Source organism: Nonomuraea roseola (assembly GCF_039535395.1).
GTDB lineage: Bacteria > Actinomycetota > Actinomycetes > Streptosporangiales > Streptosporangiaceae > Nonomuraea > Nonomuraea roseola.
Map to the genome: position 1 here is coordinate 1,447,772 of NZ_BAAAXC010000015.1, position 18,524 is coordinate 1,466,295.

Below are 18,524 nucleotides of genomic sequence, written 5' to 3' on the forward strand. Positions count from 1 at the left end.
CCCGGAGAACCTGCGGGTTTCCGGAGGTCGGGGCTTCGGGAAGGGGTCAGACGACGGGGAGGGTGCGGCGGACGCTGCGGCAGACGCCGTCGCTGGCCGCCGAGGCCGCCAGCCGTTCGGCCGTCGGCGTGCCGTACTCCGTGGTGCGCTGCCGGAGTGGGCGGCCCGTCGGGGCGACCATCTCGGCGATCTCCGAGATGGTCTTGTACGAGCCGTTCTCCGACCCCGCCATGCGGCTGATCGTCTCCTCCATGAGCGTGCCGCCGAGGTCGTTCACCCCGCCCTGGAGCACCTCGCGGCACAGGTCGTCGCGCAACTTGACCCAGGAGCACTGGATGTTGGCGATCGCCCCGTGCAGCAGGATCCTCGCCAGCGCGTGCACCGCGCGGTTCTCCCTGGCGGTGGGCCCGGGACGGGCGACGCCCGCCAGGTAGATGGGCGCGCTGTGATGGACGAACGGCAGCAGCACGAACTCGGAGAAGCCGCCCGTCTGCTCCTGCAACCGCCTGATCAGCTTGATGTGCTGCACCCAGTGCAGGTGGGTGTCGACGTGGCCGTACATCATGGTCGAGGTCGTCGGGATGCCCACGCGGTGCGCGGTGGTGATGACGTCGATCCACTCGCGGGTGGGCAGCTTGCCCTTGGTCAGCACCCAGCGCACGTCGTCGTCCAGGATCTCCGCTGCGGTGCCGGGCAGCGAGTCCACCCCCGCCTCCTTGGCGGCGGTCAGCCAGTCCTCGACGGACAGGTTCGTCCGGCTCGCCCCGTTGATGACCTCCATCGGCGAGAAGGCGTGGACGTGCATGTCAGGCGTCCTGGCCTTCACCGCGCGGGCGATGTCGAAGTAGGCGGTGCCCGGGAGGTCAGGGTGGATGCCGCCCTGCATGCACACCTCGGTCGCCCCCGCCTCCCAGCCCTCCTGGGCGCGGTCGGCCACCTGGTCGAGGGAGAGGGTGTAGGCGTCGGCGTCGGTCCTGCGCTGGGCGAAGGCGCAGAACCTGCAGCCGGTGTAGCAGACGTTGGTGAAGTTGATGTTGCGGTTGACGACGTAGGTGACGTCGTCGCCCACGCTCTCGCGCCTGAGGTGGTCGGCCAGGCGGGTGAGCTCCTCCAGCGCGTCGCCCTCGGCGGCGAGCAGCGCGACGGCCTGGGCGTCGGTGAGGCTCGCGGGGGCGCGCTCGGCCTGTCGCAGCGCCTCGGCGACGTCCCCCATGACCCCGACGCCAGGGGCCAGGTTCCGAGACGACCCGAGGTCGCCGGCCGCCGTGGACAAGGCGGGCGTCTCCTGGGAGCTTCCCGCTGCCGAAGAGGCGGGCGTCTCCTGCGGGAAGCCGTCCGCCAGGAGCGCGCCGGGCGCGGCGGGCGCGGCGAGGCGGTCGCGCAGGGCGTCCCAGTCGCCGTAGACGTTGTCGAAGTCGTCGCGCCTGTCGTTCGTCCGCCCCGAGGTGTCCACCTCGACGTGCAGGTCCGTACGGCCGGCGGCCGCGAACCCTCCGTCGGGCTCCTGCCACGGACGGCCCACGAGCGGCGCGTCCTCGAGGGCGAGACCCGTCGCCGGGTCGGCCAGCGCCTCCACGTGCGCGAAGAGCCTGGGGTCGAGCCAGGGCTCCCCGGCCAGCACGTACTCGGGGTAGATCGTCAGCCGCTCCCTCAGGACGAACCCGGCCTCGGCCGTACGGGTGGCCAGTTCGTCGATGTGCGGCCAGGGGCGCTCGGGGTTGACGTGGTCGGGCGTGAGGGGCGAGACGCCGCCCCAGTCGTCGATCCCCGCCCTGATCATGAGCGCGTACTCCGAGTCGACCAGGTTGGGCGGCGCCTGGACCCGCATCTTCGGCCCGAGCACCAGGCGCGTCACGGCGATCGTGGCCGCCAGCTCCTGGAGCGAGGCGTCGGGCAGTCCGCGCATCGCCGTGTCCTGCTTGGCGCGGAAGTTCTGGACGATGACCTCCTGGATGCCGCCGTACTCGCGGGCCACCCGGCGGATCGCGAAGATCGACTCCGCCCTGTCCTCGATGGTCTCCCCGATGCCGATGAGGATGCCGGTGGTGAAGGGCACGTTGGAGCGCCCCGCGTCCTCCAGGACGCGCAGCCGTACGGCGGGGTCCTTGTCGGGAGAGCCGTAGTGGGCCGCGCCCTTGGTCTCGAACAGGGCGCGCGACGTGGTCTCCAGCATCATGCCCATGGACGGCGCGACCGGCTTGAGCCGCTGGAAGTCGCGCCAGGTCAGCACTCCGGGGTTGAGGTGCGGCAGCAGGCCGGTCTCCTCCAGCACCCTGATCGCCATCGCGCGCACGTACGAGAGCGTGTCGTCGTAGCCGTGGGCGTCCAGCCACGAGCGGGCCTGGTGCCAGCGGTCCTCCGGACGGTCGCCAAGCGTGAACAACGCCTCCTTGCATCCCATGGCCGCACCCTGCCTGGCGATCTCCAGCACCTCGTCGGGGCTGAGGAAGGCGTCGGGCAGCTTGCCGGGCGCGGTGGCGAAGGTGCAGTAGCCGCACCGGTCCCTGCACAACCTGGTCAGGGGGATGAAGACCTTCTTGCTGTAGGTGATGACGCCGTTGCGACCGTTGGCGTCACGCACGCGTGAGGCGTGTTCCAGAAGAGCGTCGAGGTGCTCGTCCCTCGCCTGGAGCAGCACGGTGGCCTCGGTGAGGTCGAGCGCCTTGCCGTCACGGGCCCTGGCGAGGGCCCGGCGGAGGGCGGAATCGCTGACATAGGTCATACCGGCACATTAGCTGTTAAGCAAAGCTGAAGGGTCTGCCGTAGAAAGTCTCGATAGACGTAAATAGATGCAAGAGCAGATAATTGGAGAGAACGAAGGAGCACACCATGTCCTGGATCTTCATCCTCAGCCTGATCGCCGTTCTCGCCGTTGTCGGCCCGTTCTTCGGCAGCGACACCCGCGATGGTAGGGACTGGCGCAGGTCGCCGTTCAGAAGGAACGGTAGTCCCGGGCGGACAGCCTAGGCCCGCGTGCGGGCGGCCTCAGCCCACTGAGCCCGACCAGTACGCAGGCCCTGTGCCTATGCCCTCTGTACGGCTCCAGCAGCCGCATCATCTCCGCGTCGTCGGCCTTCTCGCCTGTCAGCGCCCAGCCCACGATCTTGGCCAGGTGGAAGTCCCCGACGCTCACCGCGTCAGCGTCACCGAAGCAGCGCTGCCGAACCTCCGCCGACGTCCACACCCCGATGCCGGGCAACGCCCGCAGCAGGCGGTCGAGCGAGGCGGAGTCGGCGGCGGCCTCCAGTTTGGCCGCGTGCCAGGCGGCCGTCGCGATCGTCCTGGCGCGCACGGCCTCGGCCCCCGCCCTGTGCCAGTCCCATGCCGGGATCTGCCGCCACACCTCGGGCTCGGGCATCACCCTCATGCCCTCGGGTGCGGGGCCAGGGGGCTGCGTGCCGTACTTGCGCAGCAGGTACCGCCACGCGCGCCACGCCTCCCTCCCGACCACCTTCTGCTCGAGAACGGCGGGCACCAGCGCCTCGAACACCAGCCCGCTCCTGCCGATGCGCGGCACGGCGAGCCCCTTGAGCACCTCGTGGTGCACGGCGAAGCCCGACAGGTCGTCGTCGGCGCCGACGAGACCAGGGAGTGAGTCGAGCAGCCACGCGGCTCCCGCGCCCCACGCCTGGCCGCCGTGCCTGGTGAGGCGGAGCGTTCCGGGGCCGTCGGGCGTGCGCTTGGTCATCCAGAACGCGCCGTCGCCCGTGCGCTGCCAGGTGGGGTCGTAACCGCCATGCTGGTGCGGGCCCAGCAGCGCGGCCAGGTCGACGGGCATCTCGTAACGACGCTCGCGCACCATTCCAGTCTGCCCGCCGTACCGCATGAGCAGGTCAGGCGTCGCTGGAGAAGCGCACGGCGCACTCGGGCAGGATCACGCCAGGCCAGACCCGCGCGCCCGCCTTCAGCTCGTTGCCCGCGCCGACGGTCGCGCCGTCGCCGATCACCGCGTCGCGCACCACGGCGCCCTTGGAGATCCTGGCGCCGAGACCGACGAGGGAGTCGACCACGGTCGCCCCCGCCTCGATCACGCAGCCGTCGCCCAGCACGCTGCCGCTCACCGAGGCTCCGGCCTCGACCACGGCCCGCGCCCCGACCACCGAACCGCCCACGACCTTGGCCTCGGGCGAGACGACGGCGCCTTCGAGCGACAGGCACTCACCGGTGGGCCCGGGGAGCGCGGGCGAGCTCAGCCTGCCCAGCACCAGGTCGCGTGAGCCCTTGACGAAGGCGGCGGGGGTGCCGACGTCGAGCCAGTAGCTGCTGTCGGCGTAGCCGAGCACGAGCGCGCCCGACTCGATCAGCGAGGGGAACGTCTCGCGCTCGACCGACACGACCTGCCCCTCGGGGATCGAGTCGATCACCGAGCGGGTGAAGACGTAGCATCCGGCGTTGATGCGGTTGGTCACGGGATGGGGGGTCTTCTCCAGGAAGGCGGTGACCCGCCCCGAGGCGTCGGTCGGCACGCAGCCGAAGCGCGTGGGGTCCTCCACCTCGGTCAGGTGCAGCGTGACCGCGGCCTCACGGACGACGTGCTGCCTGACCTGGTCTCCGACGTCGTGCCCCGAGAGGATGTCGCCGTTGAGGATCAGCACAGGATCGCCAGGGCCCACGGTCAGCGCCTGCGCGGCGTTGCGGATCGCCCCACCCGTGCCGAGCGGTGTCTCCTCGGTCATGTAGACCAGCTCGAGACCCAGCGAGGATCCGTCGCCGAAGACCGGCTCGAACATCGAGGCCTTGTAGGAGGTGGCGAACACGATGCGCCGCACGCCGAAGGAGCGGGCCTGCGCGAGCTGGTGCGCCAGGAAGGGAACCCCCGCCGTGGGCAGCAACGGTTTGGGCGTGCCCAGCGTCAACGGACGCAGGCGGGTGCCCTGGCCCCCGACCAGGAGAATCGCCTCGAGGTCCGGCAAAGAGCTCTCCATCACCCCGTGAGGTTACCCAACTATTCGACCGCGCGTTGATACGACTGCAGATGTGCCTGGGCGGAGGCGTCCCAGCTGAACTCCCTCGCCCTCGCGAGACCCGCCGCGGCCAGCTGTTCGCGCCGGTCGGGCGCGGCCAGGAGCTGCCCCAGCGCGGCGGCGATGCTGTCGGGATCGGGCTCGGTGTAGGCGACCGCGTCGCCCCCCACCTCGGGCAGGGAGGTGCGGTGCGTGGTCAGCACGGGCGCGCCGCAGGCCATCGCCTCGAGCACCGGCAGCCCGAACCCCTCGCCGCGCGAGGGGAAGGCCACCACCAGGGCGCCGCCCAGGAAGCCGGGCAGGTCGGCGTAGGACAGATAACCGGGGCGGACCACCTTCACCGTGGCCTCCACCTCGCTGACGGCCGCGTCGACGTCGTCCTCGTGGATGCCGCCGACGATGACCAGCGCGGGTGGGTTCGCAAGGCGCTCGACCGCTCTGGCGAAGCCTCTGATCAGGTTCGGCACGTTCTTGCGCGGCTCGAGCGCGCCGAGGAAGGCGACGTACGGCTGGCCGTGCAGGGCCAGCCTGTCGGCCACCCTTCTGCTCTCCAGCTCGGTCGGCGCGTGGAAGATCTCGTGGTCGACGCCGTGGTAGGCGACGTCGATCCTGGTCGGGTCGGCGGCCAGCACCCTGATCAGCTCGTCCCTCGTCGCCTTGGACGGCACGATCACCCGCTGCGCGTGCCGTACGGCGGTGCGGGTGGCCGACCTGAAGAACGACGCCTTGACCGTGGCGTGCCGCTCCTGCTCGGTGAACCAGGTGACGTCGTGGACGGTCACCACGGCCGGCACCCCGGAGCGCAGCGGCATGGAGTAGTAGGGCGTGTGGATCACCTGCGCGCCCACCCGCTGGGCGATCACCGGCAGGCCGGTCTGCTCCCACGCCAGCCTGGCGCCCGTGTTGGCGATGGAGACAGGACCCTGCACCACCCTCGCGGAGGGGGCGATCCTGCTGTACCTGTCGGCGTCGGCCCGCTGACAGACCACACTCACATCGGCGCCGGCCCGGTGGAGCCCGCCGACCAGCCCATCGACGTACCGGTTGAGCGCGCCGCGGTCGGCGTGTACGGCCGCCGCGTCGATGAGCACTCGGGGCATCACGAAAGATCCCTCCCCAGAAGACCCTCGTCCGACTCCAACCCTACGACCCGGTGGGGCAAATCACACGGGATTACGGTCCACTGTGGCTCTCGCGGCGGCTCCCGCCGCGGCGGCGCAGATGAGATCGGCCAGGATGATCACCATGCGGGAGCACAGCGCGAGGGCGATCGCCGAGCCGCGGTCGAGGACGGGCGACAGCACCGCCACCATGGCCGCCTCGCGCACCCCCGCCCCCGCGGGCACGACGAAGGTCATGATGCCCAGGCACCACGTCAGCGCGAACGCGCCGATGGCGAACAGCAGCCCTCCCGAGGCCCCCATGTCGGCGGCCAGGAGGAACAGGTGCACGCCGTAGGCGCCCCATCCGGCCAGCGCCCACGCCAGCGCCGTGAGCATGCCCCTGCGGCTGAGCGGCCTCTCGAGCGGCTCGCGCCTGAGCCTGCGCAGCCCGAAGCCGATCAGCGCGTTGATCACCTTCGGCTCCAGGAGCACCAGGAGCACGGGGATGAACAGCAGCGCCCATCCGAAGCGGTCCCAGCCGAGCGTGACCAGCGTGACCAGCAGCCCGGTGGCCAGCTGGATCGGCATCATCAGGAAGAAGGCCGTCGCGCTGCGCGGGCGCGGCACGCCGAGGTCCTTGCCCATCTCCATCTGGGCGAGCACGGGCCAGACCGCGCCGGGGATGTACTTGCCGAGCTGGCCGACGAAGAACACCTTCGCCGCGGGCCTGAGCGGCAGCGGCGAGCCCAGGTCGGCCAGCAGGGTCCGCCACGTCATCATGGCCGCGAGCAGCGCGAAGACCACCGAGACGAGCGAGCCTGCCAGCATCGGCCAGGTGAGCATGGCGAACCCTGCGACGACCGCGTCCCACTGCGAGGCGACGACCCAGGCGCCGAACCCGAGCGCGACCAGCAGGAAGCCGAGCCGTACCGCCTTCTTCACAGCCGCTCCGGCGGCTGCGGCAGTGCGGCCCCGGCTGGCGTGCGCGGCCGCTTGGTGGCCACCCACAGGTAGGTGGGCACCAGCGGCAGCATCAGCTTGAGCACCGCCCGCGGCGTGCGGGCCAGCACGCCCTGCGCGATCCTGCCGAGCACGCCGGGGAACAGCTCGCCGCCCGCGAACGCCGTGGGGGTGGCCAGCACGGGGAAGGTGTAGTCCCACACGTAGAAGGCGCGGGTCATCTTCCTCAGCCCCCGCCTGGTGCGGAAGCGCTCGTAGTAGTGGTCGGCCCTGCCGGAGGCGCGCACGTAACGGTCGGCCAGGGAAGCGGGCAGGTACGACAGGAACGGCAGCTTGTAGTGCGGCTCCATGATGCCGAGCTTGTTGCCGAGCCCCAGGTAGAGGACGCCGTCCTCGGACAGCACCCTGTGCATCTCGGCCACGACCGCGTCGGGGTCGACGACGTGCTCGTAGATGTGGTTGAAGACCAGCACGTCGACCGAGCCGTCGGGGAAGGGCAGCGCGGTGCCGTCGCCGCAGATGAAGGCGACCCGCTTGCCGAAGCGATCGGCGGCCTTGCGCAGGCCGGGCACGTCGATGTCGATGCCGAGCGTGCGCCCCGCGCCCGCGGCCGCGAGCTCGTCGGCGATGAACCCCGCCGAGCAGCCGACGTCGCCCACGGTCAGCCCTTCGAGCGGCCCGTGAAAGTGCTCGAGGACTGCGATGATCTTCGCGGCCTTACGCCTGCGCTTGGCTTCGTCGAGCATCGCCGGCTGGAACTCGGAGTACTCGAGCTGCTTCTCCTTCACCACGTCCCCGATCCTCTCAGGCTCGAAGGAGTGTGTCGGTGTAGGTGCGCCAGAACGGCTCGGGATCGACGGCCCTGACGCCCGCCCTCAGCCGCTCGGGGTCCTCGTAGAAACGCTCGATCGCCTTGCGCAGCGCCTCGACGTCATCGGGCTCGACCAGCAGGCCGTCGACGCCGTCGCGGACGTTGTCGGCCAGCGCGCCGACCCTGGTCGCGATCACCGGCACCCCGTGCTCGTGCCCGAGCCACACGTTCTGGCTGGCCGTGGCGTTCCTGTACGGCAGGACCAGCGCGTCGGCCTGGGCGAACAGCGCGGGCACCTCGTCGGCGGCCACGTAGCCGGGGCGCAGCTCCACCCTGTCGCCGATGCCCAGCTCGGCGATCAGCGCCCTGGTGTCGTCAAGCCCGCCCCAGAACTCGCCCGCCACGGTGAGCCCCACACCCGGAGGCAGCGCCCTGAGCAGCAGGTCGAGCCCCTTGTACGGCCTGACGATGCCGAAGAAGAGCAGCCTGTGGTGCGTGCCCTCGGCTCTGGCGGCGCTCCTGGCCGGCAGGTGCGGGGGGAGCGCGGCGGTGCTGATCGGCTTGGTCGTGAGCGACCCGGCGAGACCGGCCTGCTGATCGGAGTGGGTCAGCACGCCGTCGACCCGCTTGAGCAGCGCCTTCATCAGCGGCTCGTCCCACGGCTTGCGCTCGTGGGGCAGGACGTTGTGGCACAGCGCGATCGTCCTGGTCCTACGGCCGATGCCGGACAGGATGCCGAGATAGGCGGGGACCTGTACCGGGCTGAGCACCGCGAGGATCACCAGGTCGGCGCTCCTGAGCCGCCGCCCCGCCGCCACCCAGCCGTCGGGCCTGCGCCAGTCGAGCCGCCTGTGCGTGCGCGGGTACGGCTCGCCCTCGGGGACGTCGATCGTCTGCTGCCCCGGGTAGAGGAAGGAGGGGTACTGAGCCTTCCACGACTCGATCACCACGTCGTGGCCCATGGCCGCGAGCCTGTGGGCCAGCTCGGTGGTGTGCTGCGCGCCCCCGCCCTTGTAGGGGTAGGTCGGGCCGACGATCGCGATCCTCATTCGCCGCGCGACCTCACGATCAGGTCGGCCAGCAGCGCCACCGAGCCGATCAGCATGCCGGACAGCACGATCATGATGGTGTTCGTCGGGATGTAGAAGGGCGTCCGCACCATGTCGGTGACGAACTTGACGAACCCGATGCCCACCAGCCACAGGGCGGGCGGCATGAGCACCTTGAGCGGGTTGAAGTACATGACCATCCGCAGCACCTGCAGGATGTAGCGGTAGGCGTCGCTGACGAAGCTGAACTTCGACTTGCCCGCCCGCTTGGCGTACTCGATCGGCAGGTAGTAGACGTCGTGCTGGTTCGACAGGAACGACAGCGTGATCGTCGTGACGCACGAGAAGCCGGGGGGCAGCAGCCTGAGGTACGGCCTGGCCACCGACTTGCGGAAGGCCCTCAGCCCCGAGTTGAGGTCGGGGATCTTCTGCCCTGCCAGCTTCTCCGCGATCTTGCGGATCACCCACTTGGCGGGCACCCTGAGGAGCTTGTGCGAGCCCTCCTCGGTGGTGCGCGCGCCGACCACCTGGTCGACCGTCTGGTCCTTCTCCAGGATCTGGACCAGCTCGGGGATGCGCTCGTTCGGGTAGGTCATGTCCGCGTCGGTCCAGACCACGATCTCGCCACGCGCCTCCTGCGTGCCGATCCTGCGGACGGTGCCCGAGCCGCCGTTGCGGTGGAAGGCGCGGATGCGCATGTGCGGGAAGCGCGGCGCGGCCTCCTCGAGCCTGGCCAGCGTCGCGTCGGTGGAGCAGTCGTCGACCGCCACGAGCTCGTAGGTGTAGCCGCTTGAGTCCATCGCCTTGGTGATGCGTTCGACCTCGTCAAGGACGTGGTCCTGCTCGTTGTAACAGGGCAGGACGATCGTGACGTACGGCGTAGCTTCCACGGCGGATCCAGTCTTGGGGGGCTCAAGCGTGCTCACGTGGGACGAGGGTACCCTTCCCTGTCACGCCCCGGTTCCACTCGGTCAAGATGCTCCGCCGACTACACGGCGATGAGCGAGGGACGCACGGCGGGCTTGGCGGCGTCGAGAAGAGCGTGAAGATCACCTGGATCCGAGGTGACGATGGCCGCGTTCCACTGGATCGCCGTCATGACGACCGTGGCGTCGACGACATCCGAACTGCCTGCCTTTCCGCACAGCTTTCCCACGTCGCGCCCCATGGCCTCCGTCATGTCCGCGATGTCGCAGCCGAACAGCAACCGCGCGAGAGACGCCTGCCTGGCCGAGCCCCGCCACACCTGAGCCAGCACCGGCACGGGAAGGATCACGTGCCGGCCCGCACCGACCGCCAGCCTGTGTCGCACCCACATCCGGCGATCATTAGATTCCGCCGCGATGAGCGCCCCGGCGTCGTAGACGATCGCCGACTGAACGGTTCCTGCCCTCATCCGGCCAGCTTTCCGACATCGCCGAACATCTCGGCGTCGGCTCTGGCCAGCTCCGCCGCCGCCGCAGAGAGCTCGTCATCCGTGATCTCGCCGTGTTCGGCCTCCCACTCGCGCACGGCTGCCAGGCCCGCCTCCCTGCGGATGACGTGACCGGCGGCCTGCGTGAGCCACGCGGAGACGCTCAGCCCTTCACGCTCGGCCAATCTGGCGACCTCGTCCAGAATCTCCTCGGGAAGCGAGATCGAGATCTTCTTCACAGCCATCATGCGACCACGGTAGCACCGCGACGTGATCAGGGCAGGGACATCCAGACATTGACCACCAGGCGCCAGGTGCCGTCAGGCGGCTTCACCAGGGAGCGTTCGTCCTGGCGGGTGTCGAGGGCGATGACGTGTCGCGGCGGGCCGTACCTGGAGAGCTGGCCGGGCTCCGCGGCCAGCAGCACGGGCGTCCGCCCCGCCCTCCTGACGCCCTCGATCAGGCGCAGGACGTCCCCGCTCGAAGGGGTGTCTTTCGACGGCGACCTGCGCACCTGGGCCGCCGGTATCCCGCAGGTGCCGCGGACGACCTGGGTGAAGCGCTCGGCCGTGACCCGCTCGACGATCAGCACCGAGGCGTCGGAGGGGAGGCTCGCGCACAGGTTCTGGACGGCCGCGCGCTCGCCCCTTTCGATCGGGGTGAAGGCGGTGCCGATGGAGGTGACGGCCACCGGCGCCAGGAGCAGCACGGCGGCGGCGCCACCGAACCAGCGCGTGCCACGCCCGCCGCGCCCGAGCCGCTCGCGCGTCCAGGCCAGCCCCCAGACGGCCAGCATGATCAGGCCGGGGATCACGACGGGGACCAGGCGGCGCGAGGCCCACGGATGGTCGGGGGTGATCTCGGGCTTGAGCAGCGTGGTGACGGTGGTCCAGCCGATGATGGCCAGCGGCAGCAGCCACTCGAACGGAGCCCCTTCGCGCAGCAGCCGCCTGACCAGCACCACGGCCGCCAGCGTGGCGAAGACCACGACGGGCACGCCGACGTACCAGATCACCCAGTAGAGGGAGTCCTCGAAGTAGAGGCGGGTGCCGTCGACCGGCAGGCCGTTGTTCTTCTGCGTCACGCGGAGGAACTCGTAGGTCAGCCAGTCCTCGTCGGTGGTGGGTTCGCGGCGGACGGTCTGGACCCACGGCCGTACGGCCAGGCCCAGCATGACCAGCGCGACCAGGCCCGCGCCGATCTCGGGCAGCCGCCTGGGCAGGCGCAGCCCCGACAGCCTGCCCGCCATGGCGGTGCCGACGGCCGTCAGCACCACCACCACCCCGCAGATGAGCAGCAGCGGGCCCACCGAGCGCGACAGATACTCCAGGTACGGGCCCGCGAACGCCCACGCGGCCACGAATCCGAGCCCCACGCCCGCCGCCAGGCCCGCCAGCAGCGAGAAGCCGCGGCGCAGCGCCAGCAGCAGGCCGCCGAAGGCCAGGACGGGCAGGACGTCGCGCAGCGCGTCGATGCGCACCAGCACGGCCAGCCCGAACACCAGCCCGGCCACGGCCCTCTCCCAGTGTCCCGCGCTGTCGCGGAGGGCGTCGTGGAGGAGGGCGACGCCGCCGAAGATCAGGATCAGGGAGGCGATCTCGCTGAAGGTCGCGCGCGAGGTGTAGAGGATGGGCATGCTGATCGCGAAGGTCAGCGCCGCGAGCGCGGCCCAGCGGGCGCCCGTCAGTCTGGCGACCGCTCCGGCCAGCACGAGCGTGGCCAGCGCGCCGAGCACGGGCGGCGTGAACAGCAGCCCGCCCAGCCACTCCCCCGCCGCGTACAGCATCGGCGGGCCGGGCAGGAACTGGGGCACCACGGCGCCGTCGGCGTCGTAGAAGCCCATGCTGCGGAACCACAGCGCGGGGTCGTCCCCGCCGAACGCCTCGGCCTGTCGCGGGATGGGCAGCGAGCCGTGCCTGGCGATCCAGATCGCGTACTGGGCGTAGGTGGCGGGGTCACGGCGGACGATCAGCTGCTCGCCGTGCATGACCAGGTTGAAGACCAGCGAGAACAGGGCGACGCCGAACACCCCGCCCACCTGCCGCGCGGTGGCGTCGAGGTCAGGCAGCCGGGTGAGCGCGACCCTGCACAGCACCACCAGGACGGCCGCGGCGAGGATCACCGTGGGAAGCGGCCTGAACCACCCGGCCAGCAGGAGCGGCAGCCCGGCCAGCAGCCAGGAGGCCACCGCGAGCACGGGCAGCACGGAGGCGACGGCGAGCACCCTGCCCGCCGACGGTCTGCGCGTGCGTTCGAGCCAGGCGAGTCTCATCGGTGATCGCGAGAGTATCCAACGCCGCCGACGGCCGGGCGCGGCATCCGCCGTGGAAGCCGGTAGCGTACGGCAGGCGTCGGGCTGCGCCCGGCCGTGGCCTGGGCGTCGGGACGGGGAGGGCACGCGGGGTGGAAGCCGGGCGGTCGGCCTGGGTCAGGCAGCAGGCCATGACGGCGAGGGACACCGCGGTCGCGACATGGCGGTCGAGCGAGGGGTGGCGGCAGGCCACGGCGGCCAAGGTGCTGCCGAGGCTGCGGAGGCACCGCTGGTTCGTCGGCGTGTTCGGCGTCGGCGCCCTGCTCAGGGTGGTCACCATGCTGGGCTACAGGCCCGCGCTGTGGTTCCCCGACTCCTACACCTACATCGTCACCGTCTTCCACCCGCGTCCGGATCTGGTGCGGCCCGCGGGCTACTCCTTCTTCCTCAAGCTGCTGCAGCCGTTCCAGAGCTTCGCCGCCGTCACCGCCGTGCAGCACCTGCTCGGCCTGGCCACCGGCGTGCTGATCTATCTGGCCGCGCGAAGGGTGCCGAGGTGGGCCGCCACGCTGGCGGCCGCGCCCGTGCTGCTCGACGCCTACCAGATCGAGCTCGAACACCTGCTGGTCTCCGACGCGCTGTTCACCTTCCTGGTCGTCGCCGCGGTGGTGCTCGCCATCCGCAGGAGGCTCACCTGGCGTACGGCGCTGACCGTCGGGCTGCTGCTCGCCTGCGCCTCCCTCACCAGGACGGTCGGCCAGCCGCTCATCGTGGTGCTGTGCGCCTGGCTGCTGCTACGCAGGAGGATCGCGCTGGCGGGCATCACCGCGGCCGCCGCGCTCCTGCCGGTGCTCGCCTACGGCCTCTGGTTCCACGCCACCTACGACAGGGTCGGCATCGTCGGCGCGAACGGGGTCTTCCTCTACGCGCGCACGATGTCCTTCGCCGACTGCGGGACGATGGATCCGCCGCCCGACCTGGCGGTGCTGTGCGACCCGCGCCCGCCGGAGGACAGGCCGCCCTCGCAGGAGTACATCTGGGCCAAGGACGCGCCCCTGGTGAAGCTGCCCGACATCACCTTCTCCGAGGCCAACGACGATCTGGCGGGAAGGTTCGCGATGCTGGCCATCCGCAGCCAGCCGCTCGACTATCTCGGTTCGGTGTTGTCGGAGCTGGCGCGCACGTTCACGCTGGGCAGGCCCGTCTATCCTGACGCGGAAATCTACGCTTACTACGAGTTTCCTGTGAAACCGCCCGCGCCGCCCGGCCGATATCCCGCTCAACGTGGCGCGGAATTCGCACAAAAATACGAAAACGGGCCAATCGGCACCGCGATCGTGGAGCCGTTCGCGGGCTGGATGCGCGCCTACCAGGACGTCGTTCGCCTGCCTGGCACCGTGCTGCTGGTGCTGCTGGCGGTGCCGCTCGCCGTCGCGATCAGGCGCAGGAGCTATCAGGGCGCATGGCTTCTGCCCTGGTCAACGGCGTGGGTGTTGCTGGTCGTGCCGCCCGCGGTCGCCGAGTTCGATTACCGCTACACGCTGCCCGCCGTCCCGTTGGCCTGTCTGGCTGCGGCACTTTGCATCAGGCGCGTAACGTAAAGTTTTTCACGTCTACATTCCATGAAATGTCCGACTCTGAGTATGCTCTGGGACTGGATCATCACGCCCGGGTCACGACCTTTTGGGTCGTTCTTGGCTCCCGCAACGCTTGCGGTGTCCTAGTCTCGTGGCGCGATGAGCGATCGACCGAGCCAGCACGACGCGGGCTCCGAATCTCCGGACGAGGAGGCCGTTGTGCGAAGCAAGCCGACTGCGGGCTCCACGCCGACTGGGTGAGGAGATCGTATGAGCAACCACAGGAGCGGTGGCGTCCAGGACCGTCTGGTGGCGCCGACCTCCCCCGGTTTCCGGTCCTCCAGGAGAGCCGCCGCCGCATCCCCGCCCCCACCGCCCCCTCCGAAGGAGCCACGAGGACGCAGGGGCGGCGACGACGGGCGCAGGAAGCTGAGCGGCCTGGCCTGGACGAGCATCGCCCTGACCGGCCTGATGGTCGCGGGATCGCTGACCGGCTACACCTTCTACCGCAGCGCGCTGGCCGGCGTCGGCGTCACCACCCCCGACGACAAGATCCGCAACCCACGGCCCGCCAACCTCACCGGCGCGCTCAACGTGCTGATCGTCGGCTCCGACACCCGCCACGGCGAGGGCAACGCCAGGTACGGCCAGGCCGACTCCAGGATCGACTCGGGCAAGCGCACCGACACGATGATCCTCATGCACATCTCCCCTGCCAGGGACAAGGCGCAGCTCATCAGCTTCCCCCGCGACTCGATGGTCGACATCCCGCAGTGTGAGGCCGAGGGCAGCAAGCAGGTCCTGCCGCCCATGCGCGGAATGATCAATTCCGCCTACAACCGCGGCGGCATCGCCTGCACGATCACCACGATCGAGACCCTGACCGACATCCGCATCCACCACAACGTCGAGGTCGACTTCAACGGCTTCAAGGCCATCGTCGACGCCCTCGACGGCATCGAGGTCTGCCTGGCCAACCCGGTCGACGACAAGAAGTCCAAGCTCAAGCTGCCCCGCGGCAGGTCGACGCTCAACGGCGAGCAGGCCCTCGGCTACGTCCGCCTGCGCGCCTACGGCAACCACAGCGACCTCGAGCGCATCAAGCGCCAGCAGCTCTTCGCCAGCCAGGTCGTCAAGAAGATCACCGAAGGCGGCATCCTGAGCGATCCCACCGCCCTGCTCGGCCTGATCCGCGCGGCCTCCTCCTCGGTCACCATGGACGAGAAGCTGGCCGGCAACCCGGACAAGCTCCTGGAGGTCGCCCAGAGCGCCAGGTCGCTGACCGCCAGCAAGGTGCAGTTCTACACGGTTCCCGTCCTGCCCGACCCCGCCGACTCGAACAGGGTCGTCTGGGACCCCGCCCGCGCGCCCAAGCTCTTCGAAGCCATCAAGAACGACACCGCGCTCCCTGAGCCCGCGCCCACGGCCAAGAAGTTCGTGCCCAAGGTCGAGCAGGTCAAGATCCAGGTGATCAACGGCACGACCACGGCGGGCAAGGCGGGCGAGGTCGCCCAGCAACTGGCCGAGCTCGGATTCGACGTGGTCGGCACCGGCAACGCCCTGACCGCCGAGGGCACCAGCCAGCCCAAGACCCTGCTGCTGTACGGCAAGCGCGACACCACCGGCCCCGACTACGCCAGCGTGCTCGCCTCGAAGCTGTCGGGCACCAAGCGTCCCTCCACCAAGGGCAAGGTCAAGGTCACCAACCCGCAGCCGTTCACCGCGGCCGGCACCACCCAGAGCGTCGCGGACAAGGGCACGGACAAGGGCGCCGAGAAGGCCCCGGTGATCCAGCTGCTGATCGGCGACGACTTCACTGGCGTCCGAACCGAGATCCCCGAGTCCATCAAGGAGACCGGCATCTCCGCCGACACCAAGAACATCTGCGCCTGACCAGTCCCGTCGACCACGGCTTGTATGAGCCGTTCTTGACTGGTTTCTGCGGAGCTGGTCAACCTCCGGATTCCCTGTGGATTCCGTCCGTTTCTCCAGTCTCCGCAGCGACATCGGCCCCAGTGGCCGTTAGGGTTGTCAGATCGCGAACGCGAGTCGGCGCCTTGCCAGCCGTGTGCAAGCCGCCCTCGCTAACGTGGCTAGCGACCCCCGGCCCCGAGAGATAGCTGAGCGTCTCCCCCGTGAGTGACACCCGATCGTCCTTCCCGGTTTCGGCCCCCAGGAGCAACGGCAGCCAGAGCGCCGCCTCCGAGGCGCCACCTGCCGAGACGGAGAGGGTGGGCGCCCCGTGGCCGCAGGCGGCGCCGGCCCCGCAGGGATGGGGCCAGCAGGCGCCCGAGGCCTCCTTCTGGGGCGCCGAGGGCACGCAGGAGCGTCCCGAGGCCGAGCCCGAGGAAGAGCCCAAGGCCGCGCCGCGCAAGCGCGAGCCCTACCTCGACAACGTCAAGTTCCTGCTGATCGCCCTCGTGGTCGTGGGCCACTCGCTGGTGCCGACGCTCAACGCCGACTCCTCCAAGTCGCTCTACATCTTCATCTACACCTTCCACATGCCGCTGTTCGTCATCGTCAGCGGCTACCTGTCCAGGAACTTCTGGAACTCCAACGCCAAGACGAACAAGCTCGTCGACACCTTCGTCGTGCCGTACGTGATCGTGGAGGTCGGCTACGCCGCGCTGCGCTTCTCCCTCGGGCAGAAGTGGAGCCTCACGATCATCGACCCCGCCTGGCTCAACTGGTACCTGCTCGCCCTGCTGTTCTGGCGGCTGTCCACCCCGGTGTGGAAGCGGATGAAGCATCCCGTCCCCGTGGCGATCGCCATCTACCTGTTCGCCGGGTTCTCGCAGATCTCCGGCGACTTCAGCATGGACCGCTTCTTCGGCCTCCTGCCGTTCTTCGTGATCGGCCTGGTCATGCAGCCCGAGCACTTCGAGATGCTCAACCGTGTGTGGGTGAAGATCCTCTCGGCCGTGACGCTGCTGGGCGCCGCGGGGGTGGCCATCTTCCTCGGCCAGAGCAAGTACTCGCTCAAGCCCTTCTACTTCAAGCACAGCTTCCAGGACATGGACCTGTCCTGGTACATGGGCCTCGGGCTGAAGATGGGGCTGCTGATCGCCTCGCTGGCGATGTGCTTCGCCTTCCTCGCGCTGGTGCCGCGCAGCGAGACCTGGTACACCGACCTCGGCACCCGCACGCTCTACGCCTATCTCCTCCACGGCATCCCCGTCCTGATCGCCAAGGAGCAGGGCTGGCTCGACCTGCCGTGGCTGCACGGCCCGCTGGGCGTGCTGGCGATCAGTGCCAGCTGCTTCGCCCTGGCGATCGTGCTGTGCCTGCCGGAGACGCGCACGGTGTTCAAGTGGGTGCTCGAGCCGCGCCTGACCTGGCTCTACCGGCGTCCCTCGGGAAGTTAAACGGCAGTTCCCCCCGCATTCACGCAGGTGATGGCATAGCCGCGCACCATCGCCTATATGCGCGTTTGCGTCGCAACAACCCTCCATCATCCCGAGGACGCCCGGATCATGCACAGGCAGATCAGGGCGCTGCTCGACGCGGGCCACGAGGTGACCTACGTCGCTCCTTTCACCCACTTCAACGTCACACCCATCCCGCCGATCACCGCGGTCGACGTCCGCAGGGGCGGCCGAGCGCGGACGGCGCTGAGGCGCGGCCTCAAGGACGCCGACCTGCTGATCGTGCACGAGGCCGAACTGCTGCTCGCGCTGCCCTACCGGCATCCGCCCGTCGTGCTCGACGTGCGCGACGAGCCGAGGAGCGCGCTCGGCCGCAGGCTCGTGGCCAGGGCCGGACGGCTGCACCGCGTCCTCGAACCGGCGGCGGCCGAGGCCACCCAGGTCGCCGACTCCCCTCTGCCCGTGAGCGACACCCGGGTCGTCCACCTCGGCAGGCTGACCACCGCCAAGGGCGTCAACGAGCTGATCGAGCTGGCGGGGCGGCTGGCGCCGCACGGGATCAGGCTCGACCTGATCGGCGCCGCCGACAGGGAGGTCAGGCCGATCCTCAGGGACGCCCAGCGGGTGGGCCTGCTCGACTGGTTCGGCTACGTCCCCAACAGGCACGCCCTGCGCATGGCCGAGGGCGCCCTGGCGGGGCTCTGCCTGTGGCGGGAGCCGTCCTCCAGGCCGCCGACCAAGGTCCTCGACTACATGGGGCGCGGCGTTCCCGTCGTCACAACGCCCGCCGCCGCCGCTGTGGTGGAGGAGGCGGGGTGCGGGGCCGTCGTGCCGTACGGGGACGTGGAGGCGGCCCTGGGGGCCGTCCTGGATCTCAGGGAGGACCCGGTACGGCGGACGGCGCTGGCGGCCAACGGGCACGCACTCGCCCGCCTGCGCCACCACTGGCCCGACCAGGCCGCCTCGTTCACCGCACGGCTGGAGTCGTGGGCGGGTGTCGCCCACGAACTGGCCGTCTGACGCGCCGGAC

General features: G+C 70.1%; 15 protein-coding genes. 4 read left to right on the plus strand and 11 right to left on the minus strand.

From position 1 onward, the window contains the following. Positions 1–46: 46 nt before the first annotated feature. The 11 genes from ABFX55_RS29770 to ABFX55_RS29820 all read right to left on the minus strand — a co-directional run bounded on the left by ABFX55_RS29770 (position 47) and on the right by ABFX55_RS29820 (position 12,573). Positions 47–2,722: a bifunctional FO biosynthesis protein CofGH gene (locus ABFX55_RS29770; protein WP_346126049.1), complete on the minus strand. Its 2,676-nt coding sequence runs from the start codon at positions 2,720–2,722 to the stop codon at positions 47–49. A 210-nt stretch (positions 2,723–2,932) separates the two neighbouring features. Beyond that, positions 2,933–3,802, minus strand: a complete 870-nt coding sequence (locus tag ABFX55_RS29775) for a DNA-3-methyladenine glycosylase family protein (protein WP_379478938.1) — start codon at positions 3,800–3,802, stop codon at positions 2,933–2,935. Positions 3,803–3,833: 31 nt separating this feature from the next. Next, positions 3,834–4,913 (minus strand): mannose-1-phosphate guanylyltransferase, encoded by a 1,080-nt coding sequence (gene manB, locus ABFX55_RS29780; RefSeq protein WP_428834772.1) that lies wholly within the window; start codon positions 4,911–4,913, stop codon positions 3,834–3,836. 32 nt (positions 4,914–4,945) lie between these two features. Continuing rightward, positions 4,946–6,064 carry a glycosyltransferase family 4 protein gene (locus ABFX55_RS29785; protein WP_346126051.1) on the minus strand — a complete coding sequence of 373 codons (1,119 nt, stop codon included), beginning with the start codon at positions 6,062–6,064 and terminating at the stop codon, positions 4,946–4,948. Positions 6,065–6,127: 63 nt separating this feature from the next. Next, positions 6,128–7,009: a lysylphosphatidylglycerol synthase domain-containing protein gene (locus ABFX55_RS29790; protein ID WP_346126052.1), complete on the minus strand. Its 882-nt coding sequence runs from the start codon at positions 7,007–7,009 to the stop codon at positions 6,128–6,130. Further along, positions 7,006–7,818: a class I SAM-dependent methyltransferase gene (locus ABFX55_RS29795; RefSeq protein WP_346126053.1), complete on the minus strand. Its 813-nt coding sequence runs from the start codon at positions 7,816–7,818 to the stop codon at positions 7,006–7,008. The genes ABFX55_RS29790 and ABFX55_RS29795 overlap by 4 nt, the downstream gene beginning before the upstream one ends. A gap of 13 nt (positions 7,819–7,831) precedes the next feature. Beyond that, positions 7,832–8,887 carry a glycosyltransferase family 4 protein gene (locus ABFX55_RS29800; protein ID WP_346126054.1) on the minus strand — a complete coding sequence of 352 codons (1,056 nt, stop codon included), beginning with the start codon at positions 8,885–8,887 and terminating at the stop codon, positions 7,832–7,834. After that, positions 8,884–9,777 (minus strand): glycosyltransferase family 2 protein, encoded by an 894-nt coding sequence (locus ABFX55_RS29805; protein ID WP_312895634.1) that lies wholly within the window; start codon positions 9,775–9,777, stop codon positions 8,884–8,886. The genes ABFX55_RS29800 and ABFX55_RS29805 overlap by 4 nt, the downstream gene beginning before the upstream one ends. 98 nt (positions 9,778–9,875) lie before the next feature. Beyond that, on the minus strand, positions 9,876–10,283 hold the full coding sequence (locus tag ABFX55_RS29810) for a PIN domain-containing protein (RefSeq protein WP_346126055.1): 408 nt from the start codon (positions 10,281–10,283) through the stop codon (positions 9,876–9,878). Then, positions 10,280–10,549 (minus strand): ribbon-helix-helix protein, CopG family, encoded by a 270-nt coding sequence (locus tag ABFX55_RS29815; protein WP_346126056.1) that lies wholly within the window; start codon positions 10,547–10,549, stop codon positions 10,280–10,282. Before ABFX55_RS29815 ends, ABFX55_RS29810 begins: the two co-directional genes overlap by 4 nt. A gap of 26 nt (positions 10,550–10,575) precedes the next feature. Next, a complete protein-coding gene (locus tag ABFX55_RS29820) occupies positions 10,576–12,573 on the minus strand; it encodes a hypothetical protein (RefSeq protein WP_346126057.1) in 1,998 nt (665 codons plus the stop codon). Positions 12,574–12,704: 131 nt separating this feature from the next. On the opposite strand from ABFX55_RS29820, the gene ABFX55_RS29825 reads away from it, so the two are divergent. The 4 genes from ABFX55_RS29825 (at position 12,705) to ABFX55_RS29840 (ending at position 18,514) form a co-directional block, all read left to right on the plus strand. Further along, positions 12,705–14,153: a hypothetical protein gene (locus ABFX55_RS29825; RefSeq protein WP_346126058.1), complete on the plus strand. Its 1,449-nt coding sequence runs from the start codon at positions 12,705–12,707 to the stop codon at positions 14,151–14,153. A gap of 246 nt (positions 14,154–14,399) precedes the next feature. Further along, the gene (locus ABFX55_RS29830) at positions 14,400–16,022 is read left to right on the plus strand and encodes an LCP family protein (RefSeq protein ID WP_346126059.1); all 1,623 of its coding nucleotides are present in this window, start codon (positions 14,400–14,402) and stop codon (positions 16,020–16,022) included. Between the two features lie 242 nt (positions 16,023–16,264). Continuing rightward, complete coding sequence (locus ABFX55_RS29835; RefSeq protein WP_346126060.1) at positions 16,265–17,494, plus strand: acyltransferase family protein; 1,230 nt, start codon at positions 16,265–16,267, stop codon at positions 17,492–17,494. Between the two features lie 108 nt (positions 17,495–17,602). Further along, the gene (locus ABFX55_RS29840; RefSeq protein ID WP_346126061.1) at positions 17,603–18,514 is read left to right on the plus strand and encodes a glycosyltransferase; all 912 of its coding nucleotides are present in this window, start codon (positions 17,603–17,605) and stop codon (positions 18,512–18,514) included. The last annotated feature ends 10 nt before the right edge of the window (positions 18,515–18,524 follow it).